General features: G+C 75.0%; 23 protein-coding genes. 12 read left to right on the top strand and 11 right to left on the bottom strand.

What is annotated here, in order from left to right:
* Window positions 1–48: 48 nt before the first annotated feature.
* Complete coding sequence (hisC, locus tag EYB28_RS12065) at window positions 49–1,134, top strand: histidinol-phosphate transaminase (RefSeq protein WP_240930531.1); 1,086 nt, start codon at window positions 49–51, stop codon at window positions 1,132–1,134.
* An 18-nt stretch (window positions 1,135–1,152) separates the two neighbouring features.
* On the opposite strand, the gene EYB28_RS12060 is transcribed toward hisC, so the two are convergent.
* On the bottom strand, window positions 1,153–1,863 hold the full coding sequence (locus EYB28_RS12060) for an SDR family NAD(P)-dependent oxidoreductase (protein WP_166848168.1): 711 nt from the start codon (window positions 1,861–1,863) through the stop codon (window positions 1,153–1,155).
* Window positions 1,864–1,965: 102 nt separating this feature from the next.
* On the opposite strand from EYB28_RS12060, the gene EYB28_RS12055 reads away from it, so the two are divergent.
* Window positions 1,966–2,832, top strand: coding sequence for a helix-turn-helix transcriptional regulator (locus tag EYB28_RS12055; RefSeq protein ID WP_166848166.1), 867 nt, complete (start codon window positions 1,966–1,968; stop codon window positions 2,830–2,832).
* Here the strand turns inward: EYB28_RS12055 and EYB28_RS12050 are convergent.
* The 3 genes from EYB28_RS12050 to EYB28_RS12040 all read right to left on the bottom strand — a co-directional run bounded on the left by EYB28_RS12050 (window position 2,829) and on the right by EYB28_RS12040 (window position 6,546).
* Entirely contained in the window at window positions 2,829–4,568 is a 1,740-nt protein-coding gene (locus EYB28_RS12050) for a pyruvate dehydrogenase (RefSeq protein WP_166848163.1), read from the bottom strand. The two genes, EYB28_RS12055 and EYB28_RS12050, sit on opposite strands and share 4 nt — an antisense overlap.
* 90 nt (window positions 4,569–4,658) lie before the next feature.
* Entirely contained in the window at window positions 4,659–5,801 is a 1,143-nt protein-coding gene (locus tag EYB28_RS12045; protein WP_240930530.1) for a low temperature requirement protein A, read from the bottom strand.
* Between the two features lie 40 nt (window positions 5,802–5,841).
* Window positions 5,842–6,546, bottom strand: a complete 705-nt coding sequence (locus tag EYB28_RS12040; RefSeq protein ID WP_166848161.1) for a TetR/AcrR family transcriptional regulator — start codon at window positions 6,544–6,546, stop codon at window positions 5,842–5,844.
* A gap of 54 nt (window positions 6,547–6,600) precedes the next feature.
* On the opposite strand from EYB28_RS12040, the gene EYB28_RS12035 reads away from it, so the two are divergent.
* From EYB28_RS12035 to EYB28_RS12020, 4 genes are read left to right on the top strand one after another with little or no spacing between them, the layout of a single operon-like run.
* A complete protein-coding gene (locus EYB28_RS12035; protein WP_166848158.1) occupies window positions 6,601–6,939 on the top strand; it encodes a nuclear transport factor 2 family protein in 339 nt (112 codons plus the stop codon).
* A gap of 1 nt (window position 6,940) precedes the next feature.
* A complete protein-coding gene (locus EYB28_RS12030; protein WP_166848156.1) occupies window positions 6,941–7,672 on the top strand; it encodes a potassium channel family protein in 732 nt (243 codons plus the stop codon).
* A gap of 45 nt (window positions 7,673–7,717) precedes the next feature.
* Window positions 7,718–8,422, top strand: coding sequence for a thiamine pyrophosphate-dependent enzyme (locus tag EYB28_RS12025; RefSeq protein WP_166848154.1), 705 nt, complete (start codon window positions 7,718–7,720; stop codon window positions 8,420–8,422).
* Window positions 8,419–9,336: a transketolase gene (locus EYB28_RS12020; RefSeq protein ID WP_240930529.1), complete on the top strand. Its 918-nt coding sequence runs from the start codon at window positions 8,419–8,421 to the stop codon at window positions 9,334–9,336. Before EYB28_RS12025 ends, EYB28_RS12020 begins: the two co-directional genes overlap by 4 nt.
* Here EYB28_RS12020 and EYB28_RS12015 read toward each other — a convergent pair.
* Window positions 9,329–9,742 carry a DUF952 domain-containing protein gene (locus tag EYB28_RS12015; protein WP_166848152.1) on the bottom strand — a complete coding sequence of 138 codons (414 nt, stop codon included), beginning with the start codon at window positions 9,740–9,742 and terminating at the stop codon, window positions 9,329–9,331. The two genes, EYB28_RS12020 and EYB28_RS12015, sit on opposite strands and share 8 nt — an antisense overlap.
* 46 nt (window positions 9,743–9,788) lie before the next feature.
* Between EYB28_RS12015 and EYB28_RS12010 the strand changes: the two genes are divergently transcribed.
* Together EYB28_RS12010 and EYB28_RS12005 are read left to right on the top strand one after the other, a co-directional pair.
* On the top strand, window positions 9,789–10,373 hold the full coding sequence (locus tag EYB28_RS12010; RefSeq protein WP_240930528.1) for a TetR/AcrR family transcriptional regulator: 585 nt from the start codon (window positions 9,789–9,791) through the stop codon (window positions 10,371–10,373).
* A gap of 5 nt (window positions 10,374–10,378) precedes the next feature.
* A complete protein-coding gene (locus EYB28_RS12005; RefSeq protein WP_166848147.1) occupies window positions 10,379–11,005 on the top strand; it encodes a class I SAM-dependent methyltransferase in 627 nt (208 codons plus the stop codon).
* On the opposite strand, the gene EYB28_RS12000 is transcribed toward EYB28_RS12005, so the two are convergent.
* The 3 genes from EYB28_RS12000 to EYB28_RS11990 all read right to left on the bottom strand — a co-directional run bounded on the left by EYB28_RS12000 (window position 10,959) and on the right by EYB28_RS11990 (window position 13,598).
* Complete coding sequence (locus EYB28_RS12000; protein WP_166848145.1) at window positions 10,959–11,321, bottom strand: hypothetical protein; 363 nt, start codon at window positions 11,319–11,321, stop codon at window positions 10,959–10,961. The genes EYB28_RS12005 and EYB28_RS12000 overlap by 47 nt on opposite strands.
* Before the next feature lie 72 nt (window positions 11,322–11,393).
* Window positions 11,394–12,074, bottom strand: coding sequence for an SDR family oxidoreductase (locus EYB28_RS11995; protein WP_166848142.1), 681 nt, complete (start codon window positions 12,072–12,074; stop codon window positions 11,394–11,396).
* A gap of 81 nt (window positions 12,075–12,155) precedes the next feature.
* Window positions 12,156–13,598: an MFS transporter gene (locus EYB28_RS11990; protein ID WP_166848140.1), complete on the bottom strand. Its 1,443-nt coding sequence runs from the start codon at window positions 13,596–13,598 to the stop codon at window positions 12,156–12,158.
* Window positions 13,599–13,699: 101 nt separating this feature from the next.
* Here EYB28_RS11990 and EYB28_RS11985 point away from each other — a divergent pair, with 101 nt between their 5' ends.
* Window positions 13,700–14,602 carry a helix-turn-helix transcriptional regulator gene (locus EYB28_RS11985; protein ID WP_166848137.1) on the top strand — a complete coding sequence of 301 codons (903 nt, stop codon included), beginning with the start codon at window positions 13,700–13,702 and terminating at the stop codon, window positions 14,600–14,602.
* Between the two features lie 36 nt (window positions 14,603–14,638).
* On the opposite strand, the gene EYB28_RS11980 is transcribed toward EYB28_RS11985, so the two are convergent.
* Window positions 14,639–15,658 (bottom strand): acetylxylan esterase, encoded by a 1,020-nt coding sequence (locus EYB28_RS11980; RefSeq protein WP_166848135.1) that lies wholly within the window; start codon window positions 15,656–15,658, stop codon window positions 14,639–14,641.
* An 85-nt stretch (window positions 15,659–15,743) separates the two neighbouring features.
* Between EYB28_RS11980 and EYB28_RS11975 the strand changes: the two genes are divergently transcribed.
* From EYB28_RS11975 to EYB28_RS11970, 3 genes are read left to right on the top strand one after another with little or no spacing between them, the layout of a single operon-like run.
* On the top strand, window positions 15,744–16,544 hold the full coding sequence (locus tag EYB28_RS11975) for a DeoR/GlpR family DNA-binding transcription regulator (protein ID WP_205710905.1): 801 nt from the start codon (window positions 15,744–15,746) through the stop codon (window positions 16,542–16,544).
* Between the two features lie 3 nt (window positions 16,545–16,547).
* Window positions 16,548–16,670, top strand: coding sequence for a hypothetical protein (locus tag EYB28_RS20500; protein ID WP_255461516.1), 123 nt, complete (start codon window positions 16,548–16,550; stop codon window positions 16,668–16,670).
* Entirely contained in the window at window positions 16,667–16,813 is a 147-nt protein-coding gene (locus EYB28_RS11970; RefSeq protein ID WP_166848130.1) for a GNAT family N-acetyltransferase, read from the top strand. Before EYB28_RS20500 ends, EYB28_RS11970 begins: the two co-directional genes overlap by 4 nt.
* A gap of 15 nt (window positions 16,814–16,828) precedes the next feature.
* Here the strand turns inward: EYB28_RS11970 and EYB28_RS11965 are convergent, their stop codons facing one another.
* Both EYB28_RS11965 and EYB28_RS11960 read right to left on the bottom strand, forming a co-directional pair.
* On the bottom strand, window positions 16,829–17,776 hold the full coding sequence (locus tag EYB28_RS11965) for a LacI family DNA-binding transcriptional regulator (RefSeq protein WP_240930527.1): 948 nt from the start codon (window positions 17,774–17,776) through the stop codon (window positions 16,829–16,831).
* Window positions 17,773–20,049, bottom strand: coding sequence for an FAD-dependent oxidoreductase (locus EYB28_RS11960; RefSeq protein ID WP_166848128.1), 2,277 nt, complete (start codon window positions 20,047–20,049; stop codon window positions 17,773–17,775). The genes EYB28_RS11965 and EYB28_RS11960 overlap by 4 nt, the downstream gene beginning before the upstream one ends.
* Window positions 20,050–20,084 lie beyond the last annotated feature (35 nt).

Below are 20,084 nucleotides of genomic sequence, written 5' to 3'. Positions count from 1 at the left end.
ACCGTCGACGGGCCGACCGGTACCACCGGGGTGGCATCCTTGACGGCTGTGACCACCGCCGCTGACTCCCCGATCGTCCCCCTGCGTGCCGCCGTCGCCGCGCTGCCCGCCTACGTCCCCGGCGCACGGCCCGGGGCCGGCGCGAAGCTGTGGAAGCTCTCCTCGAACGAGAACCCGTACCCGCCGCTGCCGTCCGTGCTCGCCGCGATCGCGGACGCGGCCGCGGAGGTCAACCGGTACCCCGACATGTTCGCGACCGAGCTCGTCGAGGCGCTCGCCGCGCACGTCGGCGTCGACGCGGACCAGGTGGTCGTCGGCAACGGCTCCGTCGCGGTGCTCGGTCACGTGCTGCAGGCCGTCGTCGAGCACGGGGACGAGGTCGTCTACCCCTGGCGCTCCTTCGAGGCCTACCCCATCACCGTCGCCGTCGCCGGCGGCACGAGCGTCACCGTGCCGGTGCGGCCCGACGGGCGGCTCGATCTGCCCGCCATGGCCGCCGCCGTCACCCCGCGCACGCGGGTGGTCATGGTCTGCACCCCGAACAACCCGACCGGGCCCGTCGTGCACGCGGACGAGCTGGAGATGTTCCTCGCGGCGGTGCCCCGCGACGTGCTGGTGATCGTCGACGAGGCCTACCTGGAGTTCGTGCGCGACCCGCAGGCGCCCGACGGCGTGGACCTGCTGCGCCGGCACCCCAACGTCGTGCTGCTCCGCACCCTGTCCAAGGCGTACGGGCTGGCGGGTCTGCGCGTCGGCTACGCCGTCGCCGAGCCGCGCGTCGCCGCCGGGATCCGCGCCGTCTCCACCCCCTTCGGCGTCTCGCACATCGCCCAGCGCGCCGCGCTCGCGTCGCTCGAGCCCGCCGCGCAGGCCGAGCTGCTGGAGCGCGTCGACGCCCTCGTGGCCGAGCGCGCCCGCGTCACCGCGGCGCTCGCCGAGCAGGGCTGGGACCTGCCCGAGACGCACGCCAACTTCGTGTGGTTCGCACTCGGCGACGCGACCGTGGACCGCGCTGCCGAGGCCCGCGAGGCGGGCGTCCTCGTGCGCCCGTTCGCCGGGGACGGCATGCGGGTCAGCATCGGCGAGCGGGAGGCGAACGACGCGTTCCTCGCCGTCGCCGCCCGCTGGCGCTGACCGGGGGGCGTCAGGGCCTCACCAGCCCAGCTCGCCGTCGTCCTCGTGGAAGGTGCCGGTCGGGCCGTCGGCGCCGATCATGGCCAGCCGGGCCACGACCTGTGCGCTCACCTCCGCCGGTCGCCCCGGGTGGCTGCCGGGGTCCCCGCCGCCGAGCCGCGTGGCAGTGATGCCGGGCTCGACGGCGTTGAACTTCACCTCGGGCACGGCCTTCGCGTACTGCACGGTGAGCATCGACACGGCCGCCTTGCTCGACCCGTAGACGATCGACGGGAAGTGCGCTGCGGGTCTCGACTCCTCGTGCGTGGCCCAGAACGAGCCGAGCGCGCTGGAGACGTTGACGACGACCGGGTTGTCGGACCGGCGCAGCAGCGGGAGCGCCGCCTCGGTGACGCGCACGACGCCCACCGCGTTCGTGTCGAAGACGCGCAGTACGCTCGGGCCGTCGAGCATCTCGCCGTGGCCGTCGCGGCCCCGCAGCGCGATCCCGGCGTTGTTGACGAGCACGTCGAGCCCTCCCTGTTGCTCGATCGTGGCGAGCGCGGCGACGACCGAGTCGTCGTCGGTGACGTCGATCTGGACGAAGCGCGCGCCGAGCTCCTCGGCGGCGGCCCGTCCTCGCCCGCCATCGCGGGCGCCGACGTAGACGGTGTGCCCGGCGGCGACGAGACGGCGGGCGGTTTCCAGGCCGAGGCCGGTGTTGGCCCCGGTGATGAGTGTCGTGGTCATGGATCCACCGTCGGACGGGTCCTCCCCGGGAGGCAGTCGTCGGGATGTCGTAGGACTGCCAGGGCCAGGACAGCGCGAGGGACCGCGCGAGAGACTGGCAGGGTGGAGCAGCAGGAGTTCGGGCGGGCGGTGCGCCGGTGGCGCGACCGGGTCGCGCCGGGCGCCCTCGGCCTGCCGGTCGGCGGACGCCGGCGGGCGGCGGGGCTCCGGCGCGAGGAGCTCGCCGACCTCGCGGGCATCTCCGTGGACTACCTGACCCGGCTCGAGCAGGGCCGGGCGACGTCGCCGTCGGAGCAGGTCGTCGAGGCGCTCTGCCGGGCGCTGCGGCTCTCGGACACCGAGCGGGAGCTCCTGTTCCGGCTGAGCGGCCGCCCGGCACCCGGGCCGGGCGTCGTCTCCCAGCGGATCCCGCCCAGCGTGCAGCGCCTGCTGGGCCGGCTCTCGGGCACCCCGGTCGTCGTGTACGACGCGATGTGGAACCTCGTCGACGCCAACGCGCCCTACGAGGCCCTCACGGGCGCGTCCGCCTGGCGCGGCATCGAGCGCAACGGCGTGTGGCGCAACCTCGCGGGCCCGGGCCCGGTCGCGCGTCACACCCCGGAAGAGCTCGCCGAGCAGCAGGAGGGCCTGGTCGCGGACCTGCGGATGACGGCGGCGAAGTATCCCGCCGACCGTCGCGTCGACCGGCTGGTCGCCGAGCTCCGGCGGGCGAGCCCGCGGTTCGCCGAGCTCTGGGACGGCGGCGAGCTGCGGGCCCACGAGTCCCGGTCGCGCCACAAGATCATCGACCACCCGCAGGTCGGGCCGATCGGGCTCGACTGCGACACCCTCGTCGTCGCCGGGGACGACCTGCGTGTCATGGTCTACACGGCGGAGCCGGACACCGAGGACGCCGCACGCCTCTCGCTGGCCGTCGTCCTCGGGACGCCGTCGCCCGCCTCTGAGCCGTCCCCCAGCCGGAACACCTAGCGCGGCAGGTTGCGCAGGTTCGAGCGCGCCATCGACATCACCTCGCCCATGCCGCCGCCGAAGATCTCCTTCGTCATGGCGGTGGCGAAGCCGCGGATCTGCCCGGAGGTGATCGACGGCGGGATGGACAGGGCGCGCGGGTCGGTGACGACCTCGACGAGGGCGGGGCCCTCGCGGTCGAACGCGCCGGCCAGCGCCTTGCGCAGGTCGCGGGGCTTCTCCACCCGGACCGCGGGGATGCCGACCGCCGTCGCGATGTTGCGGTATTCGACGGCGGGGGAGTCGGTGCCGTGCGAGGGCAGGCCCTCGACGAGCATCTCCAGCTTGACCATCCCGAGGGTCGAGTTGTTGAAGACGACGATCTTCACCGGCAGGTCGAAGGTGCGTACGGTGATGAGCTCGCCCAGCAGCATCGACAGGCCGCCGTCGCCGGCGAGCGCCACGACCTGGCGTCCCGGCTGGGCGAACGCCGCGCCGATCGCGTGGGGCAGGGCGTTCGCCATCGACCCGTGGATGAACGACCCGATGACGCGGCGCCGCCCGTTCGGGGTGATGTACCGGGCCGCCCACACGTTGTTCATGCCGGTGTCGACGGTGAAGACGGCGTCGTCGGCCGCCGTCTCGTCGAGCTGCACGGCCGCGTACTCGGGGTGGATGGGCGTGTGCTTCTCCACGTTGCGCGTGTACGCGCCCACGACCTTGGTCATGGTCTCGGCGTGCTTGTCGACCATCCGGCGCAGGAAGGTGCGGTCCTTCTTGCGGGTGACCAGCGGGTTGAGCAGACGCAGCGTCTCGCCGACGTCGCCGTGCACGGGCAGGTCGAGGCGGGTGCGGCGGCCCAGGTGGCTCGCGTCGACGTCGATCTGCGCGGTGGGGACGTCGTCGGGCAGGAACGAGTCGTACGGGAAGTCCGTGCCCACGAGGATCAGCAGGTCCGCGGAGTGGATCGCCTCGTGGCAGGAGCCGTAGCCGAGCAGGCCGGACATCCCTACGTCGTGCGGGTTGTCGTACTGGATGATCTCCTTGCCGCGCAGCGAGTGCCCGACCGGCGCGGCGGCGAGGTCGGCGAGCTCGAGGACCTCGGCGCGGGACCCGCGCGCCCCCGCCCCGACGAACAGCGTCACCTTCGTCGCGTCGTTGATCGCGTCGGCCAGGGCCGCGACGTCGCCGTCGTTCGGCACGACGCGGGCCGGGCAGGCGCCGGGCACGAGGATCGGGGCGTCGTCGTCCGGCACGCGCTCGTCGGCGACGTCGCCGGGCAGGGTGAGGACCGCGACGCCGGGCTCGGCCAGGGCGTGCTGGATCGCGGACCGGGTGACGCGCGGCAGCTGGGCGGCGGTGGAGATCATCTCGGAGAACACGGACGCCTCGGTGAAGAGGCGGTCCGGGTGCGTCTCCTGGAAGAACCGCGTGCCGATCTGCGCGCTCGGGATGTGCGAGGCGATCGCCAGCACGGGCACCTTGGAGCGGTTCGCGTCGTAGAGGCCGTTGATGAGGTGCAGGTTGCCGGGCCCGCACGACCCCGCGCAGACGGCGAGCTCGCCGGTCACCTCTGCCTCGGCCGCGGCGGCGAACGCGGCCGCCTCCTCGTGGCGCACGTGCACCCAGTCGATGCCCTCGGTGCGGCGGACGGCGTCGACGACGGGGTTGAGCGAGTCCCCGACGATGCCGTAGATGCGCTTGACGCCGGCGGCGACGAGCTGGTCGACGAGGTGCTCAGCGACGGTACGGGCCACGGCGGAACCTCCAGGCGGGACGACGGCGGGTCCCTCCCGATCGTGCCCGAGGTGCCGCCGGTCCGCGCGGGGGATGAGGTGGGGCGTGCGTCACGCCCGCCGGCCGCCGGCCACGACCAGCGCGCCGAGCACGGCCAGGACGAGCGCCGCCGTCGCGATCAGCGGCAGCAGGGGTGCGACGGCAGCCACGACCGCGAGCGCGGCGAGCCCCGCGACGCGCGAGCGCGGGGTGCGGCCCCACAGCGCCCGCTGGAACAGCAGGTTGCCGACGAGGTACAGGGCGGGGCCGCCGGCGATCGCGGCGGCGGCCATCGCGTCGGTGTGCTCGCCGGGGTGGTGCACCACCGTCTCGATGCCGACGGCGACGAGGATCGCCCCGCCGACCATGAGGGCGTGCGCGTACGCGTAGGCGCCGCGCGCGGCGGCCGTGGGGTCGGCGTCGTCCGCGAGCTCGTGCTCCTGGTTGCCGTACCGGTGGTCGAAGTAGAGGCGCCACAGCAGCACGATGGTTGCGAACCCGACGAGGGCGGCCAGCACCACGGGCCCGGTGAGCTCGCCGCCGAGCAGGGTGCCGCCGAGCACGAGGATCGACTCGCCGAGGGCGATGATGAACACCAGGCGGTTGCGCTCGGCCAGGTGGGACTCGGTGACCGGCCACGTCGACATGGGCGCGGTTCCCCTCCCGGGGATCCAGAAGCCGACGCGCGGGGCGGCGTAGTCGACGACGACGGCCAGCGCCCACACGGCGAGGCGCCAGTCGGCGGGGACGAGCAGCCCGACGACCCAGAGCACGCCGGCCGCGGCGCTCCAGGCGAGGAGGTGCGCGTAGTTGCGGCCCATGGTGCGGCCGCGGAAGACGGCGACCATGACGGCGCTGCGGAGCAGCTGCAGCGTCAGGTACGCGGCGACGAAGAGCCCGGCGGACTCGTCGAAGGCGTGCGGGACCGCGACCGCCATGGCGAGCGCCGCGAGCATGAGCACGGCCACGAGGCCCTGGACGGCGCGGCTCTCGGGCTCGAGCCAGTTCATCGCCCAGGCGGTGTAGTTCCAGCCCCACCACACGGCGAGGAACAGCACGGCGGCCTGGGCCAGCCCGGTGAGGGTGTCGTGCTCCACGACGTAGTGCGAGAGCTGGATGATCGTGAAGACGTAGACGAGGTCAAAGAACAGCTCGAGCGGGCCGACGTGGCCCCGGCGCTCGTCGGTGCGCAGCATCGGTGAGGGGGCGGTCATGGTCTCCTCGCTGGGTCCGGTGTGTGGGCGGCGTGTGTCGTCAGTCGGTCCGGGCGAGCGTGGCGAGCCACTTGCGCAGCAGCGCCTGCTCGGGCTCGCCGAGCGGGAGGGCCGCGTCGGCGGCGAGCGCGCGCAGCAGGGTCGCCGCGGCCGCGGGCGTGCCGTCGTCCCGCGGCGCGGTGCCGGCGGCCCGAGTGCCGGTGACCGCGGCGATCGTCGCCTCGCGGACCGCCGCGGACAGTGCCGGGTCGGGGGCGTCCGCGGTGATGAGGTGCAGCGTCACGCCGACGTTCGCGGCGAGCACGTGGTCGGCGGCCTGCACGGGGTCGACGACGAGACGGCCCTCCCGCGCGGCCCGGGTGGTGAGCTCGCGCAGCGCGGCGGTGGGGCGGGCCTGGGCCGCGGGCCGGTAGCCGGGGATCACCTGCCCGTACATGAGGGCGTAGAAGGCGGGATTGTCCAGGCCGAAGCGGACGTGCGCGTCCCACCCCTGGCGGACGTCCTCGATCGGGTCGCCGGTGGACTCCTGGGCGCGCTTGAGGCCGACGTAGCGGTCGAAGCCGTGCTCGATGACGGCCTCCAGCAGGCCGGACTTGCTGCCGAAGTGGTGGTACAGCGTGGGCAGCTGCACGCCCACCCGGTCGCAGATGGCGCGCAGCGGCACGTCCTGGCCCGGCGCGCCGGCGACGAGCTCGGCGGCCGCGTCCAGCAGGGCCTGGCGGGTGTTCTGGTTGCGCGCTTCCATATCGTCGTTAGCCTATCCGTATATCAAGAAGATACGCACGACGAAGGAGGACCCATGTCCGAGCAGGCCCCGACCGTCCCCGAGCCCGTCGCGTCGTTCGTGGCGGCGGTCAACCGCCACGACGAGCAGGCGTTCCTCGACGCCTTCGCCGCCGACGGCTACGTCGACGACTGGGGGCGCGTCTTCACCGGGCGCGACGCCATCCAGGGCTGGAGCGCGCGCGAGTTCATCGGCGCCACCGGCACGCTGACCCCGGAGGAGGTCGACGTCGCGGGCGACGGTGCCGTGACCGTCGTCGGGGACTGGCGCAGTACCCACGCGAACGGGCGCAGCTCGTTCCGGTTCGTCGTCGACGGCGACCGCATCGCGTCGATGACCATCCGCGAGGGCTGACGTGCCGGGCGCCGAGGCCCCCGCCCCACCGGCGCCGGCCCGCGCGCGGCCCGGTCGCACCCGGGCGCTGGCCGCCCTGCTGGCGGCCGCCGTCGTGCTGCAGTTCGGCTACCCGGTCACGGGCTACGGCGCCCTGTGGACGGCGGCCTACATGCTCGGGTACGCCGTCATGCTGGCGGTGGGGATCGTCGTCGTGCGCGACGAGGGGCAGCACGTGGCCCCGATGGTGGCCGTCACCGGCGTGTTCCTCGTGTGCGGCACCTGGTTCGCGGTGGCGCAGGACAGCACCACGGCGACGGCGGCGATGCTCACGTCGGTCGTGCTCGCGATGGGCACGCTGATCTTCGCGCTGCTGCGGTTCGTGTTCCGCCGGTCCCGCGCCGCCGGTCTCGACCTGGTGCTCGCGTCGGTGACGGCGTACCTGGTGCTCGGCGGGCTGTTCGCCGCCGGGTTCGCGCTCCTGGAGCTGGTGGCGCCCGGCAGCTTCGCGGACCCGCAGTCCGGGGGTGGCCCGCTGACCTGGCAGGAGACGCTCTACTACGCCTACGTCACCCTCGCGACGCTCGGTTACGGCGACGTGCTGCCCGTGACGCCCTGGGCCAGGTCGCTGGGGTCCTTCGTCGCGGTCGTCGGGACCCTGTACCTCACGGTCGTGGTCGCGCGCCTGGTCGGCATCTGGTCGTCGACGGCGTCCGACGGGGTGCGGGAGGAGAACGCCGGCGCGTCGTCCTGAGACATCGCTTGACCTCAATCATGGTTGAGGTTGAACGATCGTGCCATGACGACCACGACGACACCCCCGGCACGCGTCCCGGAGGCGGTCCGCGCCCTCGTGCGGCGGGTCACCGGCGACGAGAAGCACGACCCGAGCGCCCACTCCACCCTCGACACCCTCTGGGTCCTCTACGACCAGGTGCTGCGGGTCGACCCGCACGACCCCGACCACCCCGACCGCGACCGCTTCCTGCTCTCCAAGGGCCACGGCCCCGCCTCGACCTACGCGGTGCTCGCCGCCAAGGGCTACTTCCCCGCGGACTGGCTCGACGACGTCGCGAGCTGGGACTCCCGGCTCGGCCACCACCCCGACCGCACGCTCGTGCCCGGCATCGAGATCGGCTCCGGGTCCCTCGGCCACGGCCTGCCGCTCGCGGTCGGCATGGCCCTCGGCCTGCGCGACCGGTCGCCCGCCCGCGTCGTCGTCCTCGTCGGCGACGCCGAGCTGGACGAGGGCAGCAACGCCGAGGCGATCGCCGTCGCCGGCCGCTTCGGTCTCGGCAACCTCACCTGCGTCGTCGTCGACAACCACAGCGACAATCTCGGCTGGCCCGGCGGGATCGCGTCCCGGTTCGCCCTCGAGGGCTGGGATCCCGCGGAGGTGCGCACGCACGACCATCCGCGACTCGCCGCCGCCCTGCGCCGCACCGTGGCCGACCGGCCCACGGTCGTCGTCGTCGACACGTCCGCGAAGGAGGCGACGGCATGAGCACCACGACCCTCGCCCGCGACATGAGGACGCGCTTCTACGCCGAGCTCGACCCGGTGCTCGGCGACCACCCGCACGCCGTCCTCGTCCTCGCCGTGATCGGCTCCGGGTACCTGCCCGCGCCCGCCGCGCGCCGACCCGACCAGGTGATCGACGTCGGCATCCGCGAGCAGGCGCTCGTCGGCGTCGCCGGCGGCCTCGCGCTGGCCGGGCGGCGGCCCGTCGTCCACACGTTCGCGCCGTTCCTCGTCGAGCGGGCGTACGAGCAGGTCAAGCTGGACCTCGGCCACCAGGACGTCGGCGCGCTGCTCGTCAGCGCCGGGGCGTCGTACGACGTCAGCTCCGGCGGGCGCACCCATCAGGCCCCGGCCGACGTCGCCCTGATGTCCGCGCTGCCCGGCTGGACCGTGCACGTGCCCGGGCACGCCGACGAGGTCTCCGAGGTCTTGCGCCGCGAGGCGGGCGGCACGGGCCGGGTGTACGTGCGCCTGTCGTCGCAGCACAACGCCGCGCCGCACCCCGTGGACGGCCGGCTGCACCTGGTGCGCGACGGCGGCGCGGACGCGCCGCTGGTGGTCGCCGTCGGCCCGATGCTCGACACCGTGCTCGCCGCCACCGCGGACCTTCCGGTGCGTGTCGCCTGGACGGCCACCCCGCACCCCCTCGACGCGACGGGGCTGCGGGCGCTCGCGGGCCCGGCGCCGGCGCTCGCCGTCGTCGAGCCCTACCTCGAGGGCACCAGCGCCCGCGCTGTTGCCGCCGCGCTCACGGACCGGCCCAGCCGCGTGCTGCACGTGGGCGTGCCGGTCGAGGGGGCCGAGCTTCGTCGGTACGGCACGCCGCGCGAGCATGCCGCCGCGCACGGGCTCGACGCCGCCGGGATCCGCCGCCGGATCGCTGAGCTCCTCACGTAGCGGGCGGGGCCTCGTCGCGCACACCCAGCCCGTCGAGGTCCGGCGCCTGCCAGCCGTCGTCGCCGCGCTCCAGGGGGAGGACGGCGACGACGGTCTCGTGGTCCATCGGCAGCAGGCCCTCGATGCGCGGCGCGGCGGCGCCGTCCGCGCCGGCGCCGGGCTCCCATCGGACCGGGATCCCCCGGGCCGCGAGGGCGGCCTCGTCGACGACGGCGAGCACGAGCGGCTCGGACGCGTCGCCGTACGCGTCGCGCAGGACGTGCGGCAGGCCCGCCGCAGTCGTGGCGTGGACGAACCCCGCGTCGTCGTAGAGCGTGCGGCGGGTCGCGACGTCGTACTCGCCGAACCGCCCGCAGGCCTCCCAGTCGTCGCTGAACGCCACGTGCAGCAGCCGGTCGGTGCCCATCGGTCCCTCCTTCGCATCAATGAAACGGCAACGTATCATTTGTGAGGTGAGCACCGACACGAGCGCGACGAGACGCGGCCCCGGCCGGCCGCGACACGGCGAGACCGAGGCGCGCCGGGCGGAGATCCTCGACGCGGCCACCACGCTGTTCGCCGCGCACGGCCTCGGCGGCACCACGATCGAGGCGGTCGCCCAGGCGGTCGGCGCGACGAAACGCACGATCTACCGGCACTTCACCGACAAGACCGGGCTGTTCCTCGCCGCCGTCGAACGACTGCACGCCCACGAGCGCGACCTGCCCGCCGGGGACGACCTGGAGGACGTCGCCGCCCGGATCGTGCACGCCCTGCACGGGGACGACGCCGTGACCCTGCACCGGCTCGTCGTCGCCGAGGCCGACCGGCTCCCGGACCTCGCCGCCGAGTTCTACGCCCGCGGACCGGCGGCGACGGTCGCGGCCCTCGCCCGGCTGCTCGCCGCCCGGGGGCACGACGACGACCTCGCGGAGCCGTTGTACACGCTGCTGCTCGGCGAGCCGCACCGGCGCCGGCTGCTCGGTCTCGCTCCCGCGCCGACCGCCGGCGAGGCGCGCGAGCACGCCCGCCGCGCCGTCCGCGCCGTCGTACGCTGACCGGCGTGACCAGCCACGACGTCGGCGCCGCCTACGCCGCGCGAGCGAGCGAGTACGTCGACCTCTTCGGGTCGGTCGAGCAGGCCGACGACCGCGACCGGCGGCTCGTGACCCGTTGGGCCGACGGCCTGACGGGACGCGTGCTGGACGCCGGCTGCGGGCCCGGGCACTGGACCCGCCACCTCGCGGACCTGGGACATGATGTCGAGGGCGCCGACCTTGCCGAGCCGTTCCTCGAGCACGCCCGCGCCCGCCACCCCGGCGTCCCGTTCCGCCGCGCCGCACTGGACGGCCTCGGCGTCCCCGACGGGAGCCTCGGCGGGGTCCTCGCCTGGTACTCCGTCATCCACACTTCGCCGTCCGGCATGGACGCGGTGCTCGCCGAGCTCGCGCGCGCCCTCGCGCACGGCGGCGGCCTGCTGCTCGGGTTCTTCAGCGGCCCGCGCGTCGAGCCGTTCGACCATGCCGTGACGCCCGCCTGGTACTGGCCTGTCGCGGAGATGAGCGCGCGGCTCACGGCGGCCGGGTTCGACGTCCTGGAGAGCGAGACCCGCACCGACCCCGGCCGGCGCCCGCACGGGGCGATCACCGCCCGTCGTGCCGGCGGGCCTCCGGCCCCAGGTCGAGGGTGACGGACCCGCCGGCGAGCGGGTCCTCGGGCACGGGCTCGACGACCGTCGCCACCGGCTCCGCGGCGCCGTACGTGACCGGCGGGCGGATGCGGCCGAGGTAGAGGTCCTGCACCTCGTCCACGCCCTGCGCCGCGGGCCGCAGGCCGCGCCGCACACTGCGGTGCCGGACGACCCGGGCGACGGCGCCCACCACGACCACGGACCAGAACGCCCACACCGGGACCGCCTGCCAACGGCTCTCGACCGCGACCAGCGTGAGGGTCACGCCGAACAGCACGACCGCACCCAGCAGCAGAAGCCGGCCCCGAGCGGTCATCGCACATCCCCTTCGACGTCGTCCCGACCGTACCGCGCGCCGTTCACGACGGCACGTCTCTCGTGCCGGACCCTAGGCCAGGGATCGCAGGGCGGCCGGGACCGGCGTCTCCCCGGCGCTGAACCGGACGAACCGCCCGACCGTCGCCGGCTCGCGCAGCGTCGCGGCGACCACCTGGGCGACGTCGGCCCGCGGCACGTGCGTGTCCGTGCCGGCCGGGACGGCGCCGGCCTCGGGCAGGAGCGCGATCCGGCCGGTCGGCGGCTCGTCCGTCAGCGTGCCCGGCCCGAGGATCGTCCAGTCCAGGGTCGTGTCGCGCAGGTGGTCGTCCGCGGCGAGCTTGGCGTCCGCATACGCGAAGAACCCCGCGGACTCCGGGACGCCGTGCTCCGGCGTCGAGCCGATCCACGACACCATCACGTAGCGGCGCACCCCGGCGCTCGCGGCGGCGTCCATCGACCGGATCGCGGCGTCCCGGTCGACGGCGTAGGTGCGCTGCGGGTTCCCGCCGCCCGCGCCGGCGGACCACACGACGGCGTCCGCCCCGTCGAGCGCCGCCGCGATCTCGTCGGTGGTGGCGCTCTCCACGTCGAGCAGCAGGGGGTCCGCGCCCACGTCGGCCACGCGGTCCACCTGCTCCGGCCGGCGCACCACACCGACCACCTCGACGGCCGGTCCCGTGCCGCCGTCGACCAGCAGCGGGACGAGCAGGCGCGCGACCTTGCCGAGCGCGCCGACGACGACGACCTTCATCGTGACCTCCGTGGACGGATGTGCGGTGGTCCCACCGTCGCGCACCGAGGCGTCGTCTGCCACCGGCGCGCCGCGAGCGGGTCAGCGGGGCGAGCGGGCGATGCGGGTCGCGAGCGTCGCGAACACCAGCGCCAGCACGGCCTGCACGGCGACGGCGACGGCGAACCCGCGGGGGAGCCCGACGTCCGGGCCGCCGCCCGCGTGCCCGGCGACGGCCTGGAAGAGTCCGCCCAGCAGCGCGACGCCGAGGCCGAGCCCGAGCTGCTGCAGGGTGGTGAACAGCCCGCCCGCCACGCCGGCCGCCCACGTGGGCGTGCGCGAGAGCACGGTGCGCAGCACCGGCCCGTACATGAGCGCCTGGGCGGCGCCGAGCAGCACGAGCAGGGGCTGCAGGGTGAACGCGCTCCCGGCGTGCCCGCTGCCGACGACGACGGCGGTCGCCGCCAGCATCGCGGCCTGCCCGACGGCGCCGCCGGTCATCGTCCACCGGCCCGTGTACCGCTCGACGACGGGCAGCGCGAGCGCCGTCGCGATGAAGCCGCCGCCGAAGCCGAGCACGAGCAGGACCGCACCCCACGCGTCCGCGCCCAGCGCGCCCTGCGTGAGGGCCGAGAACTCGTACAGGAAGCCGCCGTAGCCGACGAAGAACAGGAGCGTCATGACCAGGCCGTGCCGCACGGCGGGGGCGCGCAGCACGCTCGGCGGCACGACGGGCAGGTCGCCTCGGCGCTCCGACGCCCGCTGGGCCCGGGCGAACACCACGAGCACGACGCCGCCCGCGACCAGCATCGCGAGCAACGGCGGGGGCCAGCCGGCCGACGAGCCGAGCGTCAGCGGCACGACGAGCAGCAGCAGCCCGCCGCCGAGCAGGACGGCGCCGCGCAGGTCGAGGGCCAGCGGCGCGGACGAGCGCGAGTCCGGGACGGCGCGCAGGCCGAGCAGCGCCGCCGCCCCGACGGCGCCGGTGAGCACCTGCACGAGCCGCCATCCCAGGTGGTCGCCCGCGACGCCGGCGACGGCGCCTGCGAGCACCTGCCCCGTGATGGTGGCGATGCCGCTCATGGCGGCGAACAGGGTGACGCCCAGGGCGCGCAGCCGGTCGGGAGCCGTGGCCTGGATCGTGGACAGCACCTGCGGGGTGAACAGCCCGGACGCGACGCCGAGCCCGGCGCGCAGCGCGACCAGCACGGGCAGGGTCGGTGCGAGCGCGGCGAGCAGGGACAGCGCGGCGAACGCGGCCAGCCCGACGGCGAGCAGCCGCCGTCGGCCGTACCGGTCGCCGAGGCGGCCGGCGACGACGAGGGCGGCGGCGAACGCCGTCGTGTACGCGGACAGCACGAGCTGGCCGCCCGCGGCCGTGGCGCCCAGGTCACCGGCGATGGCCGGGGCGAGGAGGTTCACCGACCCGAAGGTCATGTTGACGGGCAGGTAGGCGACGAGCAGGACGGCGAGGCCGGTGCCGGTGAGTGCACGGGTCGACGTGGCGGGGGCGGGCCGTCGCGTCCCGGTGGTGGTCGTGGTCATGCCACGACGGTGCGTCCGCGCTCATCCTGGTACCAGGAGCCTGCTGATCGTGGTACCGGCACCACCTGGTTGCCCCGGGCACGATCGCGCACACTGGTGCCATGACCGACGCCGCCCGCACGACCCGCCGCGAGGAGCTCGGCGCGTTCCTGCGCGCCCGGCGCGCCCGCATCACGCCGGGCGACGTCGGGCTGCCCACGGGCGGACGCCGTCGCACCCCGGGCCTGCGGCGCGAGGAGGTGGCGCAACTCGCCGGGGTGGGCGTCACCTGGTACACGTGGCTGGAGCAGGGCCGGGCGCGGAACGTCTCCGACCAGGTGCTGGAGGCGGTGGCGCGGGTGCTGCGCCTGGACGCCGCGGAGCACCGCCACCTCATGGTCCTCGCCGGCCGCGAGCCCGCCGTCGACCCGGTGCCGGGCTTCGAGGTGCGGCCGGAGCACCTTGCGGTGCTGGAGAGGCTGCTGCCGTACCCCGCGGCGATCCAGACGGACTGCTACGACTTGCTCGCCGCCAACCGCTCCTACCGGTTCCTGTTCGACGACCTCGACGCCCGCCCGCCCGAGGAGCGCAACTGCGCCTGGCTGATGTTCACCGACCCGCGCTGGCGCGGCAGCCTCGTCGACGACGAGGCCGTGCTCCGCGACATCACCGCCCGCCTCCGTGGCAAGGCGCCCGAGCACCGCGACGACCCGCGCTGGCGGGCGCTGCTCGACCGGCTGCGGGCGACGTCCTCCGACTTCGTGCGCCTCTGGGAGACGTACGAGATCGCCGGGGACCGCACCCAGCTGCGCCGCTACGCCTCGCCGCGCGTCGGCCGCCTCGACGTGCACTTCCAGAGCTTGTGGCTCGACCGCGCCCGCGGGGACCGGATCATCCTCATGACGCCCGCGGACGACGACACCGCGCGTCGCCTGGAGCGCCTCGACGCCCTTGTCGGGGCCGCGCCGCAGGTGACGTCCGCGGCCGACGCCGCTCTCCGGCACGCCTCCGGGGCGGAGTCCTGACGACCGGCGGCGCGCAGGTGCTGGATCCCGCGCTGATCAGCGCACCGCGGCGCGGCTGACCGCGCGGTCCACGTGCGCGCGGGTCGCGGCGAACGCGGCCGCCATCTCCCGCGCCTGGCCGGGGTACTCGGCATGACCCGCGGAGAGCACCCCGAGCTCGAGCGCGGTGCCCGTCCCCGCCCGCTCGGCGGCGGCGACCCCGTTCGCGACGGCGAACTGGCCCTGCGGCGGCACGTTCGCGTCCCACAGGGCGCACTCGACGCGCGTCGGCACGCGCAGGTGCGTCGCGGCCACGGAGGCGTCGGTCAGCGCCAGCACCCTGCGCGCCTCGGGGTGCTCCGCCACGTACCGGCGCTGCGCCTCGCCGCTGCCGTGGCACGGCACCGCGAGGCGCAGGTCGTACTGCCCGAAGCTCGGCACCGTGAGCGTCGCGCCCACGAACCGGTCGTCCCACGGCAGGGCCAGGGCACCCACGCCGCCACCGAAGCTGCCGCCCACGTAGTACAGCGGCGGCGCCGAGCCCAGCACCTCGGTCAGGGCCGTGGCCGCGTGCCACAGGTCCCGGGCGCACCGGCCCAGCGAGTACGTCGCGACGTCCTCGATGCCGTGCAGCACGTGCTCCGCGCTCGTGCCCGGCGCCCCGACGCCCGCGTTGAGCGCCCCCAGCCCACGCGCGACCGGGAAGATCACCGCGGCGTGCTCCGGCACCCGCTCGAACGTCGGCTCGTCGCGGCCGCCGTACCCGTGCCCGTGCACGATCCCCACGCGCACCTCGCCGCCGGTGGGCAGCGCCACCCACGCCCGCAGCCGCAGCCCGCCGTCGGCGGTGAACGTCGCGACCGAGACGTCGTGGGCTCCGCGACGGCCCACCGGCTCCAGCACCACGTCCGCCGCGACGCCCCGCGCGGCCGCGAACCAGGACCGCCACAGGTCCGCGAAGCCCTCCGGCTCCTCGGCGGGGCGCACCGCACCCAGGGCGTCACGGTCGAAGCCGTACGTGCCGTCGATCTCCGCGTCGGGGAACCAGGCGTCGTACGGGGCGGGCAGGGTGGGCATCGGTCGGCTCCTCGGGACGGTCGTGGGGGAAGGGGCGCGGCGGGCAGGTCGTGGGACACTGAGCCGCAGGTCGAAAGGGGTGCTGGTGCTCGTCGCAGAACGCAGGGCGCGGATCGTCGCCGAGGTGGGCCGCCGGGGTGCCGCGAGCATCGCCGAGCTCGCGGACGAGCTGGGCGTGAGCGCCATGACGGTGCGTCGCGACATCGAGGCGCTCGCCGACGACGGCGCGCTGGACAAGGTGCGCGGCGGCGCGACGACCCGGCGCGAGCGCGGGTCGGCCGGCCACGAGCGCGCCTTCGAGGCCCGCACGCAGCAGCAGGTCGCGCAGAAGCGGGCGATCGCGCGCCGCGCGGCGGAGCTGGTCGCGCCCGGCATGGCGGTCGGGCTCTCGGGTGGCACGACGGCGTGGGTGCTCGCCCAGGAGCTGCGCGGCGTCCCGGACCTCACCGTGGTGACGAACTCGCTGCCGGTGGCCGACGTCTTCCGCCGCCCGGACCGCGCCGACGAGCCGTACACGCAGTCGGTGGTGCTCACCGGCGGCGTGCGCACCCCCTCCGACGCGCTGGTGGGCCCGGTGGCGGTGCGGTCGCTGGAGCACCTGCACCTGGACGTCGCGTTCCTCGGGGTGCACGGCGTGGACCTGCACGCCGGCCTGACGACGCCGAACCTGCTGGAGGCCGAGACCGACCGCGCGCTGCTCGCCGCCGGCGAGGAGGCCGTCGTGCTGGCCGACCACACCAAGTGGGGCGTCGTCGGGCTCACGACCATCGTCGACCTGCACGAGGTGCGGCGGCTCGTCACCGACGACGGGCTGGCCGACGAGGCGCGCGAGCTGCTCGCGGGCCAGGTCGGCGACCTGTGGGTGGTCCCGGTGGAGGGAGACTGACCGATGCCCGTCACGCTGCGCGACATGGCCGCTCACGATCTCCCCGTGTTCCTCGACCGCACCCGCGGCGAGTTCGTCCGATCCGCGCCGACCGGCGCGGTGGCGGTCTCGGGCGCGAGGCCATGATCCTCGGCGAGGAGTACGCCAGGGCGCGGGGTGCTCGCTCCCTGGGCCTCAACGTCTTCGGGTTCAACACCGCCGCTCGGGCGCTCTACGAGTCCCTGGGCTTCGAGACGGCCGCGGTCACCATGCACAAGCGTCTCCGCTGAGTCGCGCGGCACCGCTCAGCGGGCGGTGCTGGCCCGCGGCACGACGCGCGCCTCGACGATCACGTGCCGCACGGGCAGGTTCGCGCCGGGCGGCGTCGCGATCTGCCGCTCGAGCTCGCCGAGCGCGTGCTCGACCAGCGCCTCCCGGTCGGGGGACACGGACGTCAGCGTGGGCGTCGTGAACCGGGCGCCGCGCACGTCGTCGATGCCGACCACGGCGACGTCGTCCGGCACGCGGCGCCCGCCGTCGTGCAGCGCGGACAGGGCGCCGAAGGCCACCGAGTCGTTGGAGCAGACGACGCCGTCGAACGTCGCGCCGCCGGCCAGCAGGGCGGCGGTGGCGCGCAGGCCCTCGTCCGGGGAGAACGCGTCGACCTGCGCGACGAGCGCCGGGTCGTCGGCCAGGCCGAGCGCGGCGACGGCCTCCCGGTAGCCGGCGTACCGGCGGTCGGCCGCGTCGGACGGCCGCGCGTCCCGCGTGCCGACGAACGCGACGCGGCGGCACCCGACGGTCGCCAGGTGCTCGGTCGCGGCGTACGACGCGGCGCGGTTGTCGATGGTGACGTGCGTGAAGGGGCTGACGAGGATGTGCTCGCCCAGCAGCACGAGGGGGCCGGGGGACGTGCGCCGCGTGAGGTCCGCGACGGACAGCGACCGGGGGATGTGGATGAGCCCGTCCGTCGGGGGCAGGCCGATGCCGTTGGCGACGTCGACCTCGCGCTCGTGGTCGCCCGCGGTCTGCTGGATGAGGATCGACAGCCCGCGCTCCTCGGCGCGCCGCACGAGCAGCGCCGTGAGCTCGGCGAAGTACGGCTCCTCGAGGTCCGGCACGGCGAGCGCCACGATGCCGGTGCGCTCCTTCCTGTGCACGGCGGTCAGCGTAGTGCCTCGCACGGCCGGGCGGGCGGGCCGCTCGCGCAGCGGGCCGCGCGCCCGGCCGGGCTCGGCGCGGACGGCGCTCACTCCTGCACCCGCAGCGCGACGACGCGGGCCTGGGGCGCGCCGTTCGTGGCGGCGACGACGAGCCGCACGGCCCGCAGCGGGCCGACGCCGTCCGGCAGGGGGTGCACCCGCAGGCGCCACCGGTTCGCGTCCTCGGTCGCGACGACGGTCCAGTCCCCGCCGTCGGGCAGCACCTCGACGCGGTACTCCTTGACGAGCGTCGGCATGATCTCGTCGGGCGTGCGGTGGTGGTGCAGGGTGTTGAGCTCGACGTCGAGGTCGTCGTCGAGCACGACCCGCACCTCCCGGGCGGCCACGGGCGAGTCCCAGTCGAGGCGCAGCCACTCCTCGCGGCCGGCGACCATCGGCGCGGAGGCCCACAGGTGCGGCCCGCCGTGGTTGCGGTGGTAGCCGCCGGTGGCGCGCTCGGGGGCGAGCGCCCGGGTGTCGGGGCCGGCGCGGAAGACGACGGAGCGGCCGCGCAGCGGCTTGGTGGGCCACTGCACCAGCAGCTCGTCGGAGCTGATCTGCACGTTCTGGTCGTCGTTGTCGACGCGGTGGGTCAGGGTGAGCACTCCGGGCGGGAGCGGCCGCGTGGTGCGCACGGCGACGTCGGGGTTGGCGCGCAGCACGACGACGGCGTTCTGCGGCACGTCGGGCGCGTACGGCACGTGGGCGGTGACCCAGCGCTCGTCGCCCGCGGCCACGGCGACGTCGGTCTTCGCCTCCAGGTGCACCGGCACCACGTTCTGCGGTCTGTCGGCCGACCACACCTCCACGGTGAGCGTCGTGTCGCGGCGCGCGGAGACGAGCAGCTCGACCGTCTCGAGCCGCGGGTCGACGGGCAGCACGATGCCGAGGTCGTCGTCGAGGTCGACGACGTCGAAGTCGTACGGGTCGCCGTCCACCGGCTCGGTGGCGGGGGCGGTGAGGCGCGTCGTCGTGCTCGACGCGCTGACGGCGGCGCGGCGCGCCAGGTCGGTGGGGTCCTCGTTCGCGATGCCGACGGCGGGGGCGTCCCAGCGCAGCAGCGTCTGGCGCAGCTCGGCCAGGTGGTCGGTGTAGATCCCGCGCGGGGTGGTGCCGTGCTGCACGCACAGCGCCGCCGCGGTGCCGGCCGCCTGGCCCATCGCCCCGCAGGTCGCCATGACGCGCGCGGCGCCGAACGCGATGTGCGTGGCGGACACGTCGCGGCCCGCGAACAGCATGTTCTCCACGTTCACGGAGTACAGGGAGCGGTACGGGATCTCGAAGACGCCGTTGGAGAAGCGCTGCAAGGCCCCCGCGCCCTCGGCGTACATGCCCTGGGCGGGGTGCAGGTCGATGGACCAGCCGCCGAACGCGACCCCGTCGGCGAACGACGTCTGATCGACGACGTCGCCCTGGTGCAGCGTGTAGTCGCCGACGAAGCGCCGGTACTCGCGCTTGCCGGGCACGTTGCCGATCCACTCGAGGGTGAGGTTCTCGGCGTCGAACTTGCCGGAGTTCTTGATGTAGTCCCAGATGCCGAGGATGACGCCGCGCAGCTCGTCGCGGATGCGCTCGTTGTCGCCGACGATGTCGAGCTCCCCGCCCCACTCGATCCACCAGTAGTGGGCGCCGGAGTCGCCGCTGCGGATGACGCGGTTCATCGGGATGGGGGTGGTGGTGATGTCGATCGCGGTCTCCGGCGCGACGTACTTCACCGGCCGCCCGACGTCCTTGGTGTAGAAGAGCAGCGTGGAGCCGAGGAACTCGCGCACGGGCTCCGGCGGTGCCCACTCCTCGCCGAACTCCTCCTTGCCCTCCTTGCCGAGCCGGTACCGGGCGCCGGCCAGGTGCCCGACCAGGCCGTCGCCGGTGCAGTCGAGGAACACCGGCGCGGTGAACGTCGTGAGGATCTCCGAGCCCATCGTCCACCCGGTGACCGACTCGATGCGTCGCGCGTCGTCGGGCCCCGTGGCCACGACGTCGCGCACGTCCGTGTTGAGGAACAGTCGTACGTTCTCCTCGCGGCGCACCGTGTCGAGCACGACGTCGTCCCAGTAGACCGGGTTCCCCTCGGGGTTGCGGTACTGGTTCTCCACGTACATCTCGCCGACGATCCCGGTCTCCCGGGCCCATCGCTGGTTGCCGTGGGCGGTCGCGCCGCACACCCACACCCGCACCTCCGAGGAGGAGTTGCCGCCCAGCACCGGCCGGTTGTTCACCAGCGCGACCTGGCGGCCCATCCGCGCCGCGGCCACCGCGGCGCTCACGCCGGCGAGCCCTCCTCCGACGACGACGATGTCGGCCTCGACGGTCTGCGTGCGCATGGTTCTCCTCGTGCTTGCTCGGGTGGTGCTCGGTA

It is taken from the genome of Isoptericola sp. BMS4 (assembly GCF_011634835.1).
GTDB lineage: Bacteria > Actinomycetota > Actinomycetes > Actinomycetales > Cellulomonadaceae > Isoptericola.
The sequence above is the reverse complement of the archived record's forward strand: the minus strand, read 5'-3'. Positions and strand labels throughout refer to the sequence as shown.